Annotated in this window: 12 protein-coding genes and 1 riboswitch; of the genes, 9 read left to right on the forward strand and 3 right to left on the reverse strand. The window is 65.9% G+C overall.

What is annotated here, in order from left to right; genetic code table 11:
- The first annotated feature begins 1 nt into the window (after nucleotide 1).
- From A3Q7_RS0101165 to A3Q7_RS19115, 9 genes are all read left to right on the forward strand, one after another.
- Entirely contained in the window at nucleotides 2–3,148 is a 3,147-nt protein-coding gene (locus A3Q7_RS0101165; protein ID WP_018410014.1) for an efflux RND transporter permease subunit, read from the forward strand.
- Nucleotides 3,129–4,619, forward strand: coding sequence for an efflux transporter outer membrane subunit (locus tag A3Q7_RS0101170; RefSeq protein ID WP_018410015.1), 1,491 nt, complete (start codon nucleotides 3,129–3,131; stop codon nucleotides 4,617–4,619). Before A3Q7_RS0101165 ends, A3Q7_RS0101170 begins: the two co-directional genes overlap by 20 nt.
- An 848-nt stretch (nucleotides 4,620–5,467) precedes the next feature.
- Nucleotides 5,468–5,686, forward strand: a riboswitch (cobalamin riboswitch).
- 191 nt (nucleotides 5,687–5,877) lie between these two features.
- Nucleotides 5,878–6,681 (forward strand): PEP-CTERM sorting domain-containing protein, encoded by an 804-nt coding sequence (locus A3Q7_RS0101175; protein WP_018410016.1) that lies wholly within the window; start codon nucleotides 5,878–5,880, stop codon nucleotides 6,679–6,681.
- Nucleotides 6,682–6,761: 80 nt separating this feature from the next.
- Nucleotides 6,762–7,559, forward strand: coding sequence for a DUF4465 domain-containing protein (locus tag A3Q7_RS0101180; RefSeq protein ID WP_018410017.1), 798 nt, complete (start codon nucleotides 6,762–6,764; stop codon nucleotides 7,557–7,559).
- A gap of 31 nt (nucleotides 7,560–7,590) precedes the next feature.
- Complete coding sequence (locus A3Q7_RS0101185) at nucleotides 7,591–9,654, forward strand: TonB-dependent receptor (RefSeq protein ID WP_018410018.1); 2,064 nt, start codon at nucleotides 7,591–7,593, stop codon at nucleotides 9,652–9,654.
- A 219-nt stretch (nucleotides 9,655–9,873) separates the two neighbouring features.
- A complete protein-coding gene (gene nhaA / locus A3Q7_RS0101190; RefSeq protein ID WP_018410019.1) occupies nucleotides 9,874–11,232 on the forward strand; it encodes a Na+/H+ antiporter NhaA in 1,359 nt (452 codons plus the stop codon).
- Between the two features lie 168 nt (nucleotides 11,233–11,400).
- Nucleotides 11,401–11,715: a hypothetical protein gene (locus A3Q7_RS0101195; RefSeq protein WP_018410020.1), complete on the forward strand. Its 315-nt coding sequence runs from the start codon at nucleotides 11,401–11,403 to the stop codon at nucleotides 11,713–11,715.
- Complete coding sequence (locus tag A3Q7_RS19110; protein ID WP_018410021.1) at nucleotides 11,688–12,152, forward strand: hypothetical protein; 465 nt, start codon at nucleotides 11,688–11,690, stop codon at nucleotides 12,150–12,152. The genes A3Q7_RS0101195 and A3Q7_RS19110 overlap by 28 nt, the downstream gene beginning before the upstream one ends.
- Complete coding sequence (locus A3Q7_RS19115) at nucleotides 12,125–13,651, forward strand: sodium:solute symporter family transporter (RefSeq protein WP_018410022.1); 1,527 nt, start codon at nucleotides 12,125–12,127, stop codon at nucleotides 13,649–13,651. The genes A3Q7_RS19110 and A3Q7_RS19115 overlap by 28 nt, the downstream gene beginning before the upstream one ends.
- A gap of 466 nt (nucleotides 13,652–14,117) precedes the next feature.
- Here A3Q7_RS19115 and A3Q7_RS0101205 read toward each other — a convergent pair whose 3' ends face one another.
- From A3Q7_RS0101205 to A3Q7_RS0101215, 3 genes are all read right to left on the reverse strand, one after another.
- Complete coding sequence (locus A3Q7_RS0101205) at nucleotides 14,118–19,082, reverse strand: two-partner secretion domain-containing protein (RefSeq protein WP_198289147.1); 4,965 nt, start codon at nucleotides 19,080–19,082, stop codon at nucleotides 14,118–14,120.
- Between the two features lie 182 nt (nucleotides 19,083–19,264).
- Nucleotides 19,265–20,953: a ShlB/FhaC/HecB family hemolysin secretion/activation protein gene (locus A3Q7_RS0101210; protein WP_018410024.1), complete on the reverse strand. Its 1,689-nt coding sequence runs from the start codon at nucleotides 20,951–20,953 to the stop codon at nucleotides 19,265–19,267.
- Between the two features lie 164 nt (nucleotides 20,954–21,117).
- A complete protein-coding gene (locus A3Q7_RS0101215; protein WP_157278048.1) occupies nucleotides 21,118–21,351 on the reverse strand; it encodes a hypothetical protein in 234 nt (77 codons plus the stop codon).
- Nucleotides 21,352–21,359: the final 8 nt, after the last annotated feature.

Raw genomic sequence — 21,359 nt, forward strand, 5'->3', positions numbered from 1 at the left:
CATGTTCTCGCGTTTCTTCATAGACAGGCCGATCTTCGCCTTCGTCATATCCATCATGATCGCGCTGGCCGGCCTGGCCGCCATGCGCACATTGCCGATCGCGCAGTATCCGGAAATCGCGCCGCCCGAAGTGATGGTGCGCGCCACCTATCCGGGCGCGTCCGCGGAAACCATCGCACAGACCGTCGCCGCGCCGCTGGAAAGCGTCATCACCGGCGTCGAGGGCATGATGTACATGCGTTCGACCTCCACCTCGAATGGCGTGGTCGAGATCTATGTCACCTTCGAGATCGGCACCGATCCGGACAAGGCGGCGGTGAACGTGAACAACCGCGTCAAGCAGGCCGACGCGCGGCTGCCGGAAGAGGTGCGCCGGCAGGGTGTGGTGGTGGAGAAGGGCTCGTCCGCCTTCCTCACCGTCATGGCTTTCTACTCGCCCAACGGTACGTATGACCAGTTGTACACGTCGAACTACGTGACGCTGAACGTGCTGGACAACATCAAGAAGATTCCCGGCACCACCAATGTGCAGATATTCGGTGCCAAGGACTACGCGATGCGCATCTGGGTGCGGCCCGACCGCATGACCCAGCTCGGCGTCACCGTGCCGGAAGTTGCCGCTGCGCTGCAGGAACAGAACGCCCAGTTCGCACCCGGCAAGATCGGCCAGCCGCCCAATGGCGGCGGCCAGGAAATGGTCTATACCATCACCGCCAAGGGCCGGCTGAACACAGTCGAGGAATTCGAGAACATCATCATCCGGTCCAATTCCGACGGCAGCAAATTGCGGCTGCGAGACGTCGCACGGGTCGAACTCGGTTCCAAGGACAACGACTTCAACGGCACCTACAACGGCAAGCCGGCGGTGCTGATGGGCGTGTTCCTGCAGCCGGGCGCCAATGCGCTGGACGTGGCCGACCAGGTGAAGGCGTCGGTGGCCGACATGGCAACGCGCTTCCCGGCCGACATGGTGTATTCCATTCCTTACGACACGACGCGCTTCGTGGAGGTGTCGATACACGAGGTGGTGAAGACGCTGGGCGAAGCCATGCTGCTGGTGTTCGTCGTGGTGTTCATCTTCCTGCAGAACGTGCGCGCCACGCTCATTCCGGTGCTGGCGGTGCCGGTGTCGCTGCTCGGCACCTTCGCCGGCCTGTACATGCTGGGTTACTCCATCAATACGCTCACGCTGTTCGGCATGGTGCTGGCCATCGGCATCGTGGTCGATGACGCCATCGTGGTGCTGGAGAACGTCGAGCGCATCATGCACGAGCAGAAGCTCGGCGCGCGCGAGGCTGCGCTCAAGGCCATGCACGAGGTAACCGGTCCGGTCATCGCCATCGTGCTGGTGCTCACCGCGGTATTCGTGCCCATCGCCTTCCTCGGTGGCCTGACCGGCGAGCTGTACCGCCAGTTTGCGGTCACCATCTCGATCGCCGTGGTGCTGTCCGGCCTGGTGGCGCTCACCATGACACCGGCGCTGTGCGTGGCGATGCTGCGTCACGAGCACAAGAGCACGGCACGCATCTTCGTGTGGTTCAACGACTGGTTCGCGCGCGTCACCCATCGCTACACCGGCGCCGTGACCTGGATGATCCGTCGCTCCGCGGTCGGCGTGCTGCTGTTCATCGGCATGGTGGTGGTGACCGCCGGCCTGTGGTCCAAGACGCCGGGCTCGCTGGTGCCGGACGAGGACCAGGGCTATTACATCGCGGCGGTGTTCCTGCCCGATGGCGCAACGCTGGAACGTACCGACGCCGTGGTGAAGGAAGTGATCGCGGCCATCCAGTCCAACCCGGCTAACGAGCACGTGATGGCCTTTTCCGGCATGGACTTCATCGGCGGCGGTTTCAAGAACAGCGCGGCCACCATCTTCGTGAGCCAGAAGCACTGGGACGAACGGCAGATGACCACGCAGCAGCTCGTGGGCGAGCTGTTCGGCAAGACCGCCGGCATCAAGGAGGCGCTGGTGCTGGCGTTCAACCCGCCGGCCATCTTCGGCCTGGGCAATACCGGCGGCTTCGAGTTCTACCTGCAGAACCGCGGCGATGGCGGTACCGCGCAACTGGCGCAGAACATGGGCGCGCTGATCGGCGCCTCGCACCAGAGCCAGGTTCTGGCCGGCGGTCTGCAGACCTTGTGGCGACCGAATGCGCCGCAGCTCTATGTCGACGTGGACCGCGAGCGCGCCAAGTCGCTCGGCATATCGCTGGACGATGCCTTCACCACGCTGTCCGGCACGCTGGGCACCTATTACGTGAACGACTTCAACAAGTTCGGTCGCGTATGGCAGGTGCTCATGTCGGCGGAAAGCCAGTACCGGCGCACGCCGGAGGACATCGGCCGGCTGTACGTGAAGAACGCGGCCGGCGACATGGTGCCGGTGTCCGCCTTCGCCAAGGTGAACTACAGCTCGGGCCCGGATACGGTGGACCGCTACAACAACCTGCCAGCGGTGAAGCTGATGGGGCAGGCCGCGCCGGGCTATTCGTCCGGTCAGGCCATCGCCGAGGTCGAGCGGCTGACCCGGAATCTGCCGGGTGACACCAGCTTCGAATGGACCGGCGCCGCCTTCCAGGAAAAGCGCGTGTCCAGCGCCGCGGTCACCGCGCTGCTGATGGCGGTGGTGATGGTGTTCCTCATCCTGGCGGCGCAGTACGAAAAGTGGTCGCTGCCGCTGTCGGTGCTGCTGGCCATGCCCTTCGGTATCTTCGGATCGCTGGTCGCGGTATGGCTGCGCGGCATGACCAATGACGTGTACTTCCAGATCGGTCTGGTGACGCTGCTCGGGCTGTCGGCGAAGAACGCCATCCTGATCGTCGAATATGCGGTGCTCAAGCACCAGGAAGGCTATCCGGTCGCCGCCGCGGCGATCGAGGCAGCCCGCCTGCGCCTGCGCCCCATCATCATGACCTCGCTCGCCTTCATCCTGGGCGTGGTGCCGCTGGCCTTCTCCAGCGGTGCCGGCGCCGGCGCGCGGATTTCGGTCGGCACCGGTGTCATGGGCGGCATGCTGGCAGCCACCTTCCTCGCGGTGTTCTTCGTGCCGCTGTTCTACAAACTGATCATTGACCGCAGCCTGCGCACGCCGCCGGAAGAGCTGGTGCCCCCGAAACTGGAGACTACGCATGAACCGTCCGCTCATTGATGCCCGGCCGTCCGGTCCGGCCCGGCGCAGCCTGGTCGCCGTGGCCGTAGCGGCTGCGCTGCTGTCCGCCTGCGCCCTCACGCCCAAGGCCACGCCGCAGCTCGATCTGCCCAGCGTGGCCAGCCAGCCGGCGCCGGCCGACATCGAGCGCTGGTGGGAAAGCTTCCAGGACCCGGTGCTCGATGGATTGATCGCCGAGGCACTGGAGCGCAACAACGATCTGCTGATCGCAGTGCAGCGCGTGCAGTCCTCACGGGCCACACTGGCGCTGACGCGCATCAACCGCCTGCCGGACGCCAGCCTGTCGCTGTCCGGCACGCGCGCGCAGTACAGCCTCGAACGACCGCAACCCGGCATATCGCGCCAGTACAACACGGTCAATGGCGGCCTGAACGCGTCCTACGAGATCGATCTGTTCAACCGCCTGTCGGGCGAGCGCGATGTCGCGCGGCAGCAACTCGCTTCCAGCCGCTACGCACTGGAAGGCATGCGTGCCTCCATCAGTGCCCAGGTGGCACGCGCCTATTTCTCGCTGCGCGCGCTCGATGCCGACGAGGCTTTGCTGTCGCAGACCCTGGCCACGCGCGAAGCCTCGCTCGCGCTGCGCGAGAAGCAGTTCGCTGGCGGCACCATCAGCCGCTACGATCTGGAAGTGTCACGTTCCGAGCGCGCCAGCGCGGCGGCATCGCTCGCCAGCACACGCAGTTCGCGCGAACAGGCGGAAACCGCGCTCGCCGTGCTGCTCGGCCGTACCCCGAAGGAACTGGCGGAGAAGATTCCGGACCGCGGCAAGGCGCTGTCCACGCTCGCGGTACAACCGGAGATTCCTGCCGGGCTGTCGTCCGATCTGCTGACCCGCCGCGCCGACATCCGCGCCGCCGAAGCCGATCTGTCGGCTGCTGCACTGAGCGTGGAAGTGGCGCGCACGCAGTGGTTCCCGACCATATCGCTGACTGCGGCGCTGGGTGGGCAAAGTTCGGCGCTGGGCAATCTGGTCGACAGCGCGGCGCGCACCTGGAGCCTCGGCGCCACGATCACGCAGCCTCTGGTCGGGCTGCTCAGCACGCGCGCCCGGGTGGACCAGTCCGAAGCGACACGCGCGCAGACCGAGCTGACCTACCGGCAGACGGTACAGAACGCCTATGCCGATGTGCTCGATGCGCTGTCGGCCGCGCGCGGTGCGCGCGACGCGATGCAGGAAACCGCGGCGCTGGCAGACGCAACGCGCAAGGCGCGCGATCTCGCCGCGCAGTCGTACGAAGCGGGGCGCGCGTCACGTCTTACACTGCTCGACGCGGAACGCGAACTGCTGTCGGCCGAGCGCCAGCTCATCACCACCCGCCTGAACCGTGTGACCGCCCTGGTCGACACCTACCAGGCACTGGGCGGCGGTTGGTCCGGCCAGATCCAGACCGGCGACGACGAGAAGCTCGAGAACGCGCCGGCAGGCGAGCCGACCGCGAGCAACTGACGCACGGGAGCTCGCCCTCACCCCTGCCTCCTATGGCGGCCTGAGCGAGCACCGGTGGGAGCGGCCTCTGGCCGCGATGCGGCCTGAGCATGCCGCGGGCTTCGTTCGAGGCTGCATCGCGGGCAAGCCCGCTCCCACCAGACCCCGGCTCCGATGGCGGTTCGGGCGAGCTTTTGTGGGAGCGGCCTCTGGCCGCGACGCGGCCTGAGCACGCCGTGGGCCTCGTTCGCGGCTGCATCGCGGGCAAGCCCGCTCCCACCAGACCCCGGCTCCGATGGCGGTTCGGGCGAGCTTTTGTGGGAGCGGCCTCTGGCCGCGACGCGGCCTGAGCACGCCGTGGGCCTCGTTCGCGGCTGCATCGCGGGCAAGCCCGCTCCCACCAAACCCCGGGCTCCGATGCCGGTTCGGGCGAGTTCTTGTGGGAGCAGCCTCTGGCCGCGATGCGGCTGATGCGGGCCGCGGGCTTCGTTCGCGGCTGCATCGCGGGCAAGCCTGCTCCCACCAGACCCCGGGCTCCGATGCCGGTTCGGGCGAGTTCTTGTGGGAGCAGCCTCTGGCCGCGATGCGGCCTGGGCATGCCGCGGGCTTCGTTCGAGGCTGCATCGCGGGCAAGCCTGCTCTCACCAAACCCCGGGCTCCGATGGCGGTTCGGGCGAGCTTTTGTGGGAGCAGCCTCTGGCCGCGATGGGGCTGATGCGGGCCGCGGGCTTCGTTCGAGGCTGCATCGCGGGCAAGCCCGCTCCCACCAGACCCTGGCTCCGATGGTGGCCTGAGCGAGCTGTTGTGGGAGCGGCCTCTGGCCGCGACGCGTCATTGCATTCCGCTTGACCGGCGCTTTTCCGATCGCATACCCTGTGCGGGCTTCAGGTGTCCCGCGCGGCGTGCGCTGCGCGGGGTGAAACGGGAAGCCGGTGCGCATCCATCGTCGATGGATGCAAGGCCGGCGCTGCCCCCGCAACGGTAAGCGAGTCGTAGTCCGTCACACGGCCACTGTGCGCAAGCACGGGAAGGCGGCGGACACATTCTCCCTCGCAAGCCCGGAGACCGGCCTGATGCGCGGTGCCGAGCCTTTCACTGAAAGGATCGCGGCGCTGACGACCGATGGCTGCGGTGGGCGGCCAGGGGGCGCATGCCGTCGTGTCCGTCCAGCCGTCTCGCGGCCGGGCGTCCTCTTCCTGTGCGTATCCTGCGCAATCCTTGCGCGCCATCGGGTTTTCCATCCAGCCGGCGGGTGTTGCCGGCATGACAGGAGATCCGCATGCGTTTCGCACGTACCACACTATCCATCGCCGCCACGCTGGCGCTGTCCGCGCCGGCATTCGCCGGACCTTTCGCACCGGCGGCCGGCCAGAGCGGTTCCACAGCCATCCACAAGGACAGCGCACTGTTCGCCGGCTGGGCCACCGGCTGGGAGGACTACACCGTAAGCGCGTCGACTTCGGCGGTCGCCAATAGCTGGCGCACGCCCGAAAAGGCGCTGGGCAAGGCGGTCGGCGATTCCTACGACATCGTGTCGCTGGGCAATGGCGGCAGCATCACGCTCACCTTCGATGGCTACATCTTCGACGGAGAGGGCGCCGATTTCGCGGTGTTCGAGAACAGCTTCAGCGCCGCCTTTCTCGAACTCGCTTTCGTCGAAGTGTCGTCCAACGGCATCGACTTCTTCCGCTTCCCGACCTATTCGTTCACGCCCTCGCCGGTCAATGCCTTCGGTGCGGTCGATCCGACCAATATCGACGGCTTTGCCGGCAAGTACCAGCAGGGCTGGGGCACGCCCTTCGACCTGTCGCTGCTGGCCGGCACCGCCGGGCTGGATATCCAGCGCGTCACGCACATCCGCCTGGTCGACGTAGTGGGCAACGGCAGCGAGTACGACAGCTTCCCGGCTGCCTACGGCGGCCCGAACAAGATCTACGACCCGTACAACACGACGGGCAGCCAGGGCTTCGACCTCGATGCCATCGGCGTCATCCATCTGGCCGCGGCAGTGCCCGAGCCGTCGCAGATCGCGCTGTTCGCGGCCGGTCTGGGTGTGCTCGCGCTGCGTCGCCGCCGCGTCTGAGCGCCGCGCTGTCGTTCTTCCCCGATCATTTTCCACACGAAGCGGGTCGCGCCTCGCGCGGCCCCGAGAGGATACCGTCCATGAATACCTTCGTCCGTTCCGTGCTCGTCACCGGCCTTTCCATGCTTGCCGGCCAGGCGCATGCCGTCACCGTCACTTTCGACGAACTGCCCCTGGCCGCCGAAAGCCACTACTTTCCCGAAGTCGCCACCACCTTCCGCAGCGGGCCGGCGAGCTTCAACTTCAACTACACCGAGTGGTACCCGGGTTGCTGCCACAGCGGCTGGGTGTATTCCAACCGCACCGACACCACGACGGCCGGCTATCTGAACCAGCACAGCGCCTTTGCCGGGAGCGGCGCCGACGGCTCGGCCAGTTACGCCATCGCCTACTACTCCCTGAGCGGCGATCCGGCACCCGTCATCACCTTCGACAGCGCGGTCGTGGTCGCCAGCGCCGCCTTCACCAACACCACCTATGCCGCGCTGTCCATGCTCGATGGTGACGGCTTCGCGAAGAAATTCGGCGGTGCGAGCGGCAACGACGAGGACTGGTTCAAGCTCACCGTGACCGGCTGGAACGGCACCGCCCGGACTGGCGCGCTGGACATCTACCTCGCCGACTATCGCTTTGCCGACAACAGCCTGGATTACATCCTGAGCGACTGGACGACTTTCGACCTGAGTGCGCTGGGCAGCGTGACCGCGCTGGACTTCGCGCTGTCCTCCAGCGACACCGGTGACTGGGGCATGAATACGCCGGCCTATTTCGCGCTGGACAGTCTCAGCGTGAGCACCGTGCCTGAACCGGCGCAGGCCGCGCTGCTGCTGGCCGGTCTCTCGCTGGTCGGTGCCGCGTCCCGCCGCCGTCCGGGCTGAGGTGTCGTACCGTCGGTTCCCGCGCCGCGTGATGCGGTGCGGGCGCGCGCTCGGCCTGTTGCCGGGGCTGATCGCCGCCTGTGCGCCGCTGGCGTCTGCGCAGCAGGGTTCCATCCTGCTGGCGCCGGTGCCGGTGCGTGCGGAGCGGATGAGCGAGCTTTCCGCCGAGGGACACAGCACGACCGAGATCGATGCTGAAGACATCGAACGTTCGGCCGCGACCAGCGTGGCCGAGCTGATCGCGCGCGAAGCGAACGTGAATCTGCAGAGCCTGTTCGGCCACGACAAGCGCGCTTCGCTCGATCTGCGCGGCATGGGCGAGACGGCGATGAGCAATGTCATCATCCTGGTTGATGGCGTGCGCCTGAATGAAATCGACCTGTCGGGCAGCGACCTGTCCACGCTCGCCCTGTCGCGCATCGAGCGCATACGCATCGTGCGCGGTGGCGGCGCGGTGCGGGTCGGGGATGGGGCGGTCGGCGGCGTCATCGACATTACGACGCGTCGCCCCGAGGCCGGTCGCGTCACGGGCTCGATGCGCGCGGAAGCCGGGGCGTATGGCACGCGCAAGCTCGACCTGTCGGTCGCTGCCGGCAACGGGCCACTGTCGCTGGCACTGCGCGCCGCGAGGTCCGACAGCGACGGCTTCCGCCGCAACGGCTATCTGTATGCGCGCGACGGATCGGCGGAACTGCGCTTCACGCCGGATGCGCCGGTATCCGCCTTCGTGCGCATCAGCCGGCATGTCGATGAATACGGTCTGCCCGGGCCGCTGCCGGCCGCCGTGCTGTCGCAGCGCGCATCGGCGCGCCGGGCGACGGCGAACCCCGACGACGGCGGTCGCACCGACGACATGCAATATGTGGCGGGTGGCGACATCGACTTCGGCCGCTTCGGCGTGAGCCGGCTGCAGGCCAGCGCGCGCCGGCGCGACAATCCCTTCGTCGCAAGTTGCGACGGCCCGCCATGCAGCGAAGCGCCCATCCATTCGTCGCGTAATGCGCTGCAGTTCGATCACCAGATCGACATTCCGTCCATGGTCGAAGCCAGGCCGCATCGCATCGGCATCGGCGTGAACAACTGGAATGGCGATTACGCGCGCTACAGCGGCGATCCCGCCACGGTGGGCACGAACCGGGTGAGCGGCGATGTGCACAGCCACGGCGGCTATGCCGATCTGTCTCTGCGCGTCGCGGAACGCTGGACCGTGCATGGCGGGGCGCGCATCGACCGCTTCCGCTCGCGGCGGGTGACCGAAACCCTGCGCCAGCCGACCCTGGCCATACCGGTGCCACCCTTCGTCATGCCCTGCGCAAGTTGCCCGCCGGTCTGGACAGCAAGCGAAGCGACGTCCGACGGCCGTTGGCGCAACCATGCGCGCGAACTGGGCATGCGCTGGGAAGCCAGCGACGCGCTGTCGCTGCACTTGAGCACGACGCGGCATTTCCGCAGCCCGAACATCGACGAACTCGCGCTGGCCGAAGCCACGCTGCGGCCCCAGCACGGCAGCACGACGGAAGCCGGGTTCACCTACCGCCCCGGTGCGCGGCGGGAACTGGCGCTGTCGGTTTTCCGCATGCGCATCGAGGACGAAATCCATTACGGCCCGGAACAGCTCGCCGGCGGCGAATCGCGCAACCGCAATCTGCCGGTGCCCACCGTGCGGCATGGCCTGGAGTTCCAGCTCCGCTGGCCGCTCGCGAACCGGCTGGAGGGTGCCCTGAACTTCGGCTATGTGAGGCCGCGCCTGCAGGGGCTGGATATGGACGTGCCGTCGGTGCCGCGGCGCACCGCCAGCGCGCGGCTGAACTGGCAGATGTCGGACAGTCTGGACCTCACGCTCGCCGTGCGTCACGCATCGAGTTCAGCCGACGGCAATGCGGTGGATGCGAGCCAGACCTTTGCCCGGCTCGCATCCTGGACCGTGGCGGACGCAGGCATGCGCTGGGCGCCGGCCGGCCTGCACGGCAGACCGGTGGTCACACTGGCGATCAACAACCTGTTCGACCGCGCCTACGCCACCAAGCAGTACAACGGCAGCGTCTATCCCATGCCGGACCGACACTTCATGCTTGGCTGCAACACCAGTTTCTGAGCGCGTCGCGGCGCCGTCCGGAATACCCCATTTTTTGCGACGAGCCTCGTGTGCATTGCACCCGGCGGCATGTCGCGCTTCAGGAATGTATGGTCAATGTCCGGTCGCCATGCGATGCTGTCTGTCGGCATGCGCTTGTGAAGCGGACGTCCTGGTGCGTCTGTTCCTTCGTTCCGGGGCCGCCTGCATACCAGTACCCGCTTTTCCCGGACCCCGTTCATGACCGATTTTCCCCGTTCCGAGCCGGCGCATGTGGATCTGCCGTCCAGGTTCATCGACCGTCTGGTACCGACCTTCAACCGCTTCCTCCACATTGAGGCAGCCGGCGGCGCTGTCCTGCTTGTGTGCACCGTGCTGGCCCTCATCCTGGCCAACTCCCCGTGGGCCACGCCATTTGCCGGCCTGTGGGACAGCCGCCTCGAAATCAGCCTGGGGCCGTTCGAATTCGGACGCTCGCTGCGCGGATGGGTGAATGACGGGCTGATGACATTGTTTTTTTTCCTTGTGGCGCTGGAGCTCAAGCGCGAGCTGGTGCTCGGTGAAATGCGCAATCCGCGCATGGCGGCGCTTTCGGTTGCCGCAGCACTGGGTGGCATGCTGGTGCCTGCGACGCTTTATCTTCTTCTGCAGTGGGGGCAGCCCGGACAGCACGGTTGGGGCATCGTGATGGCGACGGATACCGCCTTCGTCATTGCCTGTCTGGCCCTGCTCGGAGCGCGCATACCGCACAGTCTGCGCGTGTTCATGCTCTTTCTGGCCATCGTGGACGATATTGGCGCCATCCTGGTGGTGGCGGTCGGCTACAGCAGCCATCTCGACCTGCGGGCGCTCGGAGCCGCCGTGCTTTGTCTCGTCGTACTGCGCATGCTCGCTCACATCGGAATACGAAGCTTGCCCATCTTCGTCGCCGTCGGCTGCGCAACCTGGGTTGCAGTCGATGCGTCGGGTCTGCACGCTACTGTCACCGGCGTGATCCTGGGCCTCATGACGCCAGCCCGACGCTGGGTCAGCGACAGTCGGCTCTATGCCATCCTGAGCCAGGTCGTCGCCCATCCGGCGGTCGATCTGGGCAGTGGGGACACCCGTGATCGCAGTACGCTGCAGCTTGCCGAGATTGCTGCACGGGAATCGCTGTCGCCACTCGAACGTCTCGAAATGGCGCTGCATCCCTGGGTCAGCTTCTGCGTCATGCCTGTATTTGCGCTGGCCAATGCCGGTCTGGTGCTGTCGCGCGAGGCGGTTGTCCAGCCGCTCGCGATTGCCGTATTCGTAGGGCTCGCACTTGGCAAGCCGGTAGGCATTCTTCTTTTCAGCTGGCTAGCGCTGCGTTCCGGTTTCGCCATCCGCTCGCCCGATCTGCTGTGGGGCCGGCTTGCGGGCGGCAGCCTTCTCGCCGGCATCGGCTTCACCATGGCGTTGTTCATTACCAACCTGGCCTTGTCCGGACCGCTGGTCGACAGCGCGAAGGTCGGTATCTTCATGGCATCGGTCACCTCGGCGGTGGCCGGCATCTCGCTTCTCGCCTGGCATTCGGCGCGTCGTCCCGACGGGGCCGGGCGTTCGTCGCTCGATGACTGACTCGCAGGGTAGGCCGCGACCGCCTGCGAGATCCACAGCCTCCGGGCATGCGACCCGTCGGGTCAGACTACCCGCCATGCATGAGTCTGCACGAACCTGCGACCAGCGAAAGTCATCATCGCGGACGGCGATGCATCACTGAAAGGGGCGCTCGTATCGGCGATCGCAGTGGCGAGGGACCTGGTTGCAGTGTTGCGCAACGATGAACTGCTCAAGGCGCTCAGCGATGCCGGCGGCGCTGGCCGTAGCGCGGAACTGGAACGCAGGCTGTCCGTGCTCGAACGCGAGAACGCACAACTGAAGGTCAGCACCGAAAGCACGCAGAACAAGGTGGCCGACGCGATACAGGCCAATACCCCGCTGGTGGAGCGGGCACTGTCCACGCTGAGTCCGGCGCAGCGCAGCGCAGCGAGCCGGGCCGCTCGGCCTGTACCGTCGGCTTGCAGACCCTGGGCGTGGACGACGCGGAGCGCATCGCACTGAATGACGGTCTGCGCGGCGAAGGTTTCGCGCTCGATCCCGTTACCTATTCCTGCGCCGCCGGCGTGCGTCCGAGCGGGTTCCCGGATCGCTCCACCGTGTTCTACTACGCCAGCTCATCCCGGGCCATGGCCGAACAGGTCGCCGCCTACCTGAAAGCCCGCACCGGCCAGGACTTCACCGTCCGCCGCGCAAGGCCCATGCCTTGTTCGTGCATGACATCCGGCGTTGAGGCCCGTGTGCGGGGGATGCGGAGGCATGCGGGCTTGACACGGCGCGCAGGCGATGAAAAGGTCCGGTCTGGCGGGCCGCCGGGCCATGTCCTCCATCGTTCCATCCTGTCTCCGTTGCCGTCAGCTTCGCCTGGTGGCGGCGTTCACCTCCTGCGACTGCGCTTCATCTGGATCAACCCATGCTGCAGACCGCCGACCTTGTCGTGATCGCGATCTATCTGTTCGTCACCGTGCTGGTATGCCTGCGGGTGTCGCGCGCGGCTCCGGATGCGGACGAACTGTTTCTTGCGGGGCGCAGCCTTGGGCCGCTGGCGATCGGCCTGTCGCTGTTCGCGTCGAACATTTCGTCGACCACCCTCATCGGCCTGCCCGGTGCTGCCTACGAGAGCGGCATTTCGGTGGCGAACTACGAGTGGATGGCGGCGCTGGTGCTGGTGTTTTCCGCGGTATTCGTTGTGCCGGCCTTCATCGGCGGCAGGATCACGACCGTGCCCGAACTGCTCGAGCGACGTTTCGATGCGCGTCTGCGATGCTATCTGTCGGCGACTTCCCTGTTCCTGAGCCTGATGCTCGACACTGCAGGCAGTCTCTACGCGGGCGCGCTCATCCTGTCCCAGATGCTGCCCGGTCTCACGCTGGGCACTGCCTGTGCCGGCCTGGCTGTTTTTGCCGGCCTCTACACCGCAGCCGGAGGTCTGCGTGCGGTGGTCTATACCGATGTGCTGCAGGCGCTCGTGCTGCTCGCCGGCTCGGCAATCATGTGCTTCGTCGTGTTCGGTCAGTTCGACCATGACTGGTCACGGCTGGTCGCCGCGGTGGAGCCGGAGAGACTTTCGCTGCTGCGTCCGCTGGATGATCCAGTGCTGCCCTGGCTGGGGACGCTGATCGGCCTGCCCATTCTCGGTTTCTACTACTGGACCATGAATCAGTATGTCGCCCAGCGCCTGCTCGGCGCGCGCGATCTCAGGGCGGCCGGGCAGGGCGCCTTGATTGCCGCCGCGCTCAAGCTGCTGCCCCTGTTCCTGATGGTGATGCCGGGGGTGATGGCGTCGGTGCTTCTGCCCGGTCTGGACCGACCGGACACGGTGTTCGTCGAACTCATCCTGCACTACGCACCGGTCGGCCTGGCCGGCCTCATGGTGGCGGGTCTGATCGCCGCCATGATGTCCAGCGTGGATTCAGCGCTCAATTCGGCATCTACGCTGCTGATACGCGATTTCGTGCTGCCGCGGCGTCCGGCCTTGAGTGCGCGCGGACAGGCCAGGCTGGGCCGGTTCGCGACGCTGGGCTTCACCTTGATCGCCGCGCTATGGGCACCGCAGATCGCACACTTTCCTGGCCTGTTCGCCTATCTGCAGCAGGCATTTGCCTGCGTCGTGCCGCCCCTGGTGGCGGTGTTCGCGATCGCGCTGACGCGCAACCGCATCGGCGCTTCCGCCGCGCTGCGCGCCCTGCTCACCGGACACGTCGTCAGCGCCGGGGTGCTGCTGGCGGGCGTATACGGCCTGCCCATGCCTCACTTCACCATCACCGCGGGCCTGCTGTTCGCCTTTACCTGGCTCGCGGCTCTCGCCTGGCAAGCCATCATGCCCGACCGGCAGGGTATGCCGCTGCCGGACGCGTCCGCACCGGCGCCACGTTTCGTCCGCCTGGGCGCGGCCGCGCTGGCGCTGACCGTGCTGGCTCTGGTCCTGCTGTTCCGTTGAGCGCCCGACCGGCGGGTGCCGCGATCCAGGCCGTTTCCACCGGCGCCGTGCGGGTCGGCGCCGGTTTCACGTGGCAACGATTCCTCGATGCCATGGATAGGGTGATGCGCGATGCGCGCGAACACGCCGCGCGGAGCAGGCCGCCGGGCGCAGTCCGATCGTCCTGGCCGAACCGTTCAGGCTGCAGATCGCGGCCGCATGACGGCATCGGCCATCCGACCCGGCGAACAGGTCGTTCTTGCGTCCAGGCGCAACGCCGCCCGGCGCGCGTCCGGCGGCGTCGTTCTCGAGCACGATGCGCCGGTCTTCTGTCCGGCATACCCGCGCCGGTCAGTGCTTGAGCGCGCATCGTATCGAATCACCGAAGCCGGATCTGCGCGACACGCGGCGGCTCCGCGTGACCAGCCTAGCCGGGCGCCGATGTGGCGTGCTTCCCGAACGTACTCCAGGGTTGCTCACCAGCCGGCTAATCCGCGCGTTCCGAGATGACGATGGTGGTGGTTTGCGTGCCTATCGTCACCACGACCTGGACCGGGAAAGCTCCATCGGGTACGGCCGCGGCAGAGAAGCTGCGCGTGGCAGGCACATAGCGCAGCCAGCCGGGCAACGCACCGCCCCCCGCAAGCGACACCTTGACCTCGGCGTCCTTGCCCGACGGTACACCCTCGAACACCTGATCGGGCAAAGGGAAACTGAAGCCGGTGCCGCTGGTCGCCGTTTCCCTGGGCACGGCGACGGCAATCACGCCCGACACTTTCGCCGAAGGCGACTGGACGACCGACACCTCGATCGACTGGCTCGTGCCCGGCACAGGCACCTTGAATGAGGTCGGCGGCGCAGTACTGGGCGTGTCCGGCGCGGAAGATTCACCGCTCCGCTTCGCCGGCTCACTCGCGGACAGTGTCAATGGCGGCGGGCTTGTTTCAGGCTTGGGGGAGGGCGCTACCGGGGGCGGTGCCGGAGGTGCCGGCGGCTCCAGAGGCGCGGTGATGCTGAGCACGCCACCCGCGTAGGCCACTGCGTAGCCGAGGCCATTGCTCAGATTGCCGGTCGTCGTTATTGCATGCTCTCCGATCGTGGTCGCCGTCCGAGCCGGCCCCGCCACCATCACGGTGCCGCTGAAAACGCTGCTGCTGTCGCCATTGGCCAGATCGTTGTAGGTGAAGGGGAAGCTGCCTTCATAGGTCTTTGCGTCGTAGGTCTTGCTCACATCGGTGGCGCGCACAGTCACTGTCGGCTGTTCGCGATAGATCGCATTGATGCCGGCGGTGAGCGCGGTCGCATAGTTTGTCGCTGCTTCATCGCTGTTGTAGCGGAATCGGCCACTGCCACTGCCGACCATCGCGGTCAGGCCGCTGCTGCCGCCGATGCGGCCACTGTACAGAGTGGCAAAGCCTCCATTGCCCACACTTACACCGGCGCCGTCGCTCACGACGATGTCGCCGCCACTGGCCGTGCCGGCCGCACTGTCCTTGCCGGCGATGAGACGCACCGCACTGGCGGTGCTGTCCGTGGTGCTGACATTCCTGGCCAGCGTGAGATTGCCGCTCAAGGTTGCGACATCCACGGTGCTGCTCGTCGTGATGCCATCGACCCCGCCCACGCTGCCGATCGTGAGCGCGCCGCCATTGTTGAAGGCCAGAGAACCGCTGCCGATATCTGCCGCCAGGGTTCCGACGGCATGAGCGGTGGCGCCATCGAGCTGATAGTTGGCGCCGCTGCCATTCAGCAGCAGATAGCTTGCCGTGATGGTGCCGTTGCCGCTGACGTTCTGGCCGCTGCCAGCGGTCAGCGTCAAGGTTTGGCCGCTGGCATCCAGATTGCCGTCGAGGGCGATCGCGCCGTTGCTGATGAAGGCTGTGGTGTCATTGAGCGTGGTTGCCCCGCCCACGGTAATCGTTCCGCTGGTCGCATCACCTATGGTGATGCTCGAGAAGCCATTGGCAAACGTGTTGGCGAAGTCATTGCTGCTGAGCGCCAGCGTACCTGCGCCGCCGGAAATTCCAATGGTCGTGCCGGCCGTGCGCGGCTTGATGGCAAGCGCCCCGCTGCTCACGACGCGCATGACATTGTCGCCACCGAAATTGAAGGTGTTGCCGGACAGGGTGATGTTGCCGGTCATGCTGCTGGAACCGATGCGGCTGCCAGTGCCGCCGGTGTAACGGATGTCGATGTTGTCGGCACCGGTGCCCCCGGTGCCGGTGAATACGATGCTGGCCGCGCCGAGTGACTCGTAACGGCCTCCTTCGATCAGAATGCCCCAGCAGCCAGTGCTCGTACAGGTGCCGCCCGTGCCGGTAACGTTCAGCGTGCCGGTCACCCCGCTCCCCATCCTGAACACGCCGCCACCCCGCGCATTGACGCCGATGTTGTAGCTGTTGCCACTGCCTCCGGTACCGTTGATGGTCATTGTGCGGTTGCTGCCGCTCAGAATTTCCACCAGCGCATTGTTGTCGAGCTTGACACCTTCCTGATTGTCGTTGGTACCCGACGTGGAGCCCTGACCGGTCATCGAAATATTGCCGCCACCCGTCGTGCGAACAATCGCACTGGCATCGACAAGAATGCCCACCCGCCCGCCGGCGCTGCCTGCGCCCGTGCCATGGATGCTGATATCGCCACTGGTGCTTTGCACCAGGGCCGAACTGCCGGTAATCAGCACACCGATGCCGCCGCTGCTTGCACCCGTGCCACGCAGGGAGATCGTTCCTGTTCCCGCATTCACCTGCGCGTCGAGTATGCGGATACCTGCGGCATAGGTGGCGTTGCCGGTGGCATTGCCGCTGCCCGGCGTGCTGCCGCCCCCCATGGTGACATGTCCACCGTTGGTGGTGATGCTGGATCCGGTGTCGAGATTGATCGCGCCACCGTTCGAGTCACTGTCTGCATTCAGAACGACATTCAGCCTGTTGCTGCTCGATGTGATCGACTTGCCGCTCGCGAGCGTCACATTGTCGGTCGCTTTCAGCGTCAGGGTGGCATCGTTACCTGCGCTCTTGATGATGTTCTGATCGACACCTACCGACCCCGCTGACGCGGTGACCGTCACATTGCCTGTTGCCGTGATGCCGCTGGTGCTGCCCGCAGTGCCGATCGACAGGCCATTCGCATCGACGAAGTTTACGGCGCCCGTGCTGGCAGCCAGTGTCGTGACGTCATTCAAGCTGCGGGTGAGCGAGAAGTCGCCGCCGGTGCCGGTCAGCGACAGCGCATTGGCGATGATGCTGCCGCTGCTGGTCTGAGTGGCCGCCCCGGTGCTGATCAAGGACACATTGCCCGTGGTGTTGATGAAGGCATTTTCCAGATTCATGCTGTTGGCGTTGAGCACGATATCGCTGCCATATGTGGTCGTGCCATCCGTTCCGACATACAAACGACCGCCATTGGCCTGGGCGATGCCGCGTGCCGCATTGCCGTTGTTGTCGCCGGTACCGTTCAGCGTGATGGGTCCCCCCCCGGTGGAATAGATGTAGCTGGTGCTGGTTTCGTAGTTGATGCCGGCATTGCGGCTCTGGCTTGCGGTTCCGCCACCGGTGCCGGTCAGGGTGATGGCGCCGTTCTGGGTGATGACGGTGGCGGCCGTTCCGCTGGCGATGTACATGTTGATACCGGGTGCAGTGCCGGAAGTCGGAGAGCCGCCCACCCCGACGACCGTGATCGTGCCGCTGCCCGTGGTCTGCATGATGCTGTTGAACGAGAAATCGACACCGATCGGCGTCGCCGCACCCGAACCCGACCAGCCCTGGCCGCGCACCAGGATATTGCCGCCCGCGGCATCGAGGTTCACGTTGTCGAGGAACACGCCACGGTCACGATTACCCGTGTTGGCGCTACCGGTGGCGTAGCCGGTGTTCACATCCAGGCCACCGCTCAAGGTGATGTGGCCGCCGTTGCTGAGAATGCTGGCACCGGTATTGAGGGAAATGTTGCCGCCCTGGGTTGCGTCGCTGTCACTGTGATACACCACATTCAGCGCACCGCTGGTCGAACTCACACTGACCCCCGCGTTCTGCACGATGTCCCGATGGGCTTTCAGTGTCAGCGTTGAGGCACCGCCGCTGGTCTTGGTGATGTTGCTGGCGATGGTGATGTCACCACCGCCCTGGCCATCTCCTTCGGTACCGCCGGTCTGTATGGTCACATTGCCCGAAGCCAGCGCCGTGGCGATATCGCTGGCAAGAATCACGCTGGTGCTGTTGGCGGTGTAATTGGAAGAGAAGGCCGTGCCACTGGCACCCGCGGCGGCGATCGTGATGTTGTAGGGGTCAAGCAGCCAGTTGCCGTATTGGCCTGCGGTCGCATGTGTATCGATCGTGATACCCGCGACATCGAGCCAGTGTCCCGATGTTTCGATCACCCCGCCATTCCCGCCATGGGCACCGCCGTGGACGGCGATCGAACCATGGGCGCGGGTCTGACTCCGGTCGTTGTGAATGTCACTCCACAGCACCACCTTGCCGCCATCACCTTGCGTGATCGCGCTGGCATCGATGCTCGCACCCTGGGACTGCGTGACCGTCACGGCCTGACGCAATGTGCCGCCACCCTGCCAGTCGCCGCCGACCAGTACCGTGCCACCGCCGGTGGCACCTCTGGCTTCGATACGGCTGCCTGCGTCGAGACGGATGTCGTCGCCTTCCAGCACCACGCGTCCGCCCTTGCTCACGAGGCTGGTGGCGGAAAGAGTGCCACTGTTGCGCACGACGCTGCCTTGCAGTTGATTGGCTGCATTGGCCGAAAGAATGATGAGGCCGCCGGGTGCTTCCACCGCGTTGCCGTTCTCCACCAGCGCGCGCAGGGTGCCGGGCTCGACGCGGACATTCGACAGACCGTTGCCGTTGAACTGGACGTCAAAGGCGTCTCCGGCGGCGAGTGCCACCGTGCCAAGCTGGGCGACGATCAGGCCGTTGTTGCGCACCTCCGGGGCCAGCAGCGCGATATAGCCGCCCATGCCGCTCTTCAGGGTGCCCTCGTTGACGATGCTGCCGCTTGCGCCATCGCGCGTGAAGCGGTCATTCCCCGCCATGAAATCGGTCGTGCTGATGTTGTGGGTGGTGACCAGCAAGCCACCCACCTCGACGCTCGCGCCGGGCGCGAAATACACGCCATTCGGATTGGTGAAGAACACCTGGCCGGTGGCGTTGATGCGCCCGAAGATCTGGCTCGGGTTGCTGTCCAGCACGCGATTCAGCGTGACGCTGCTGGCTGAGGGCTGATTGAAGTTCACCGTTGCGGCCGCACCGACGTTGAACGTGTTCCAGTCAATCGCCGCGCGCTGCGAGCCCTGGTCTATCGTCATCACCGCACCGCTCTGCGAAATCGACGCTTGCCCGGCAGTCACCGTTCCGCCGGTGGGCAACTGGGTGGCGCCGGGCGTCTGCGCGGTGGCGTTGCCCAGGGCGAGCGCCATGGAGGCCGCAAGCGCAGTCAAGCGAGCCGGCGGCAGGTGACGGAGAGGGAGAGCGGCGAGCCCGCGCTGATGCCGGTTCCCCGCACGGCGCATGCGCAGGCGTTCAGAAACGGCAATGCCGGCATGCGTCAACGCATTCCGGATCAATTGAAAATTCTTGGTCATACTCGTATCCAGAGAAGCGACTTGCAATGCGGACGCAATCAGAAGGGCATGCTGGCGGTCAGCCAGAAGCGATCCTTGTGCAGCGTGCCGTCCTGATCGAGGCCCGTGCTGGTGGCATTGGGGTTGTCGCCGATGCGGCGTGCCCAGGTGAGCCGGAGGTTCAAGCCCTGGCTCGACTGCCAGCCCAGCGCGAGACCCGCGCCGCGCAGACTGAAGCTGTTCACGGCGGCCGCGCCGGTGAACCTGTTGTTGCGATTCACCGTGACATGGCCCCAATCGTAGAAGCCGCTGAGCAGGAAGGCCTCGTTCAGCTTCCAGCGCAGCTCCAGATTGACCACCTTGCCTTCCGCGCCACCGCCTTCATTGAGCGGATAGGCGCGCACGCCATTCAGGCCACCCAGGTAGAACTTCTCGGATGAATCGAGGTTCTTGCTGGCCTCCTGTCCCGACAGCATGGCCAGAAAGGACAGGGTCGGGGTCAGAGACTGCTGGCGCGCCAGCGTATAGCGCAGCTTTTCATAGCGACCGGCGGTGCGTGTGGTGGTGGCATCGGCCGCACGATTGGGCGAGCCATCGAGATCGAGATCGCCGTGGGTAAACAACAGGGTGGCGCTGTTGGCGCCACCGCCACCCAGGCCATCGAACAGATTGCCGCTCAGACCGACGGTGCCGGACCTGGCGCCGTAACGGCTGGATATGGCGCCGTCCGAAGTGTTTTCGAAGGTCTTCTGGTCGTAGTTCATGACCAGATACAGGTTCTGCCGACGCGAGCGGATCAGTGGATACGTCGCATCCAGGCCCAGGGTGCTGGACTTGCCGCGGGCGTTCAGTGCGGAGAATTCGGGCGAAACCAGGGAATAGTGCAGCGTCGAACCATTCACACCCAGGCGCAGGCCGTCATGGCCGATCGGTACGCTGTAGCCCACGCGTGCATAGTCGAGTCCCTGACTGTGAATGGCGTGGATACTGACCAGATCCCCGATGCCGAAGGGGCTGGCTATTCCCACGCTGGCGGCAATGCGCTCGCGGCCTGTCGAGCGCATGCCGGCATTGTCAATGCCGACGTCGCCGATCACCAGCGGTTCATCGGTCAGCTTGAGGACAAGATCGGTCTCGCCCTCGCCAGCGCCGGCGCGCAGCGCGCCGCTGGCGGCCACTCCCGGAAGATCGTCGACCAGCAGGATGGCGCGCTCCAGCGCCTCTGCATTGAGCGGTTCCCCTTTTTTCTGGCGTGACTCGAGAGACGACAAGGCGTAATCGAGCTTCAACCGTGTGGGCTCTGCGCCTTCCACCTGCACCTTGCCAAACCTGGCTTCGTCGATGCGGATGATGACCGTGCCGTCGGTCACATCCTGCCGCGGCAGATAGGTGCGGACCACCCAGCCCGCGTCGCGATAGGCGTCGGCAACCGCCGCGGCAACCGCCTGCAGTTGTTCGAAGCTCAGTGGGCGGTTCAGATAGCCGGCGACGACGGCCTGCAATTGCGCGTCGCCGAGCAGCGTATTGCCCTCGAAGCGGAAGGTGTTGACCGAAACGGTGCTTGTTGCCGTGGAGGGCGTCACCGGCGGATCACCACGCAATTCGGGCGCGGCCTGGCCAGGCAGCCGGTTCAACCGGTCCTGATCAAGCTGCTGGCGCAGCGAACCCGCATCCGGTGCGGTTTGTGCGTGTGCGAAACAGCTGATGACCGAAAAGCAGATCGCGCGTTGTATGAACGTCCTATTCAAGCGGAGTCTCCGGGACAGCGTCGTTGATACCCATAAAGCCTGTACATCATGTCGCGGGCGCCTCACCTGCTACCGGCCCCTCGGCCCGTCTGAAACTCGAAGGGATGGTTTCCCGAGCGCGATCCGGAAGTCAGGTACAGGGGTGACAGGAGCACTGTGGCCGCTCACTGCCCGCGAATGCGGTTAACGGCAATGCGGCCGCGAACTTCACCGGCACCGGACACGATGGTCTGCCAAGCAGGCAGTAAAACGGCCAGGTCTGCCCGATGCCGGGCCGCCATCTTCTGCTCGGCGTCAGCGCGACCTTCTGAGCGCATGTCGCGGCCGAGGTCGGCGCGCCGCAGCCGCGAGCCGCTGGCGGCGTCCGGCATGCGGCGCGCGCGTCCATCAGGAGCCATGACCGGCG

This window comes from Methyloversatilis thermotolerans (assembly GCF_000372885.1).
GTDB classification, from domain to species: domain Bacteria; phylum Pseudomonadota; class Gammaproteobacteria; order Burkholderiales; family Rhodocyclaceae; genus Methyloversatilis; species Methyloversatilis thermotolerans.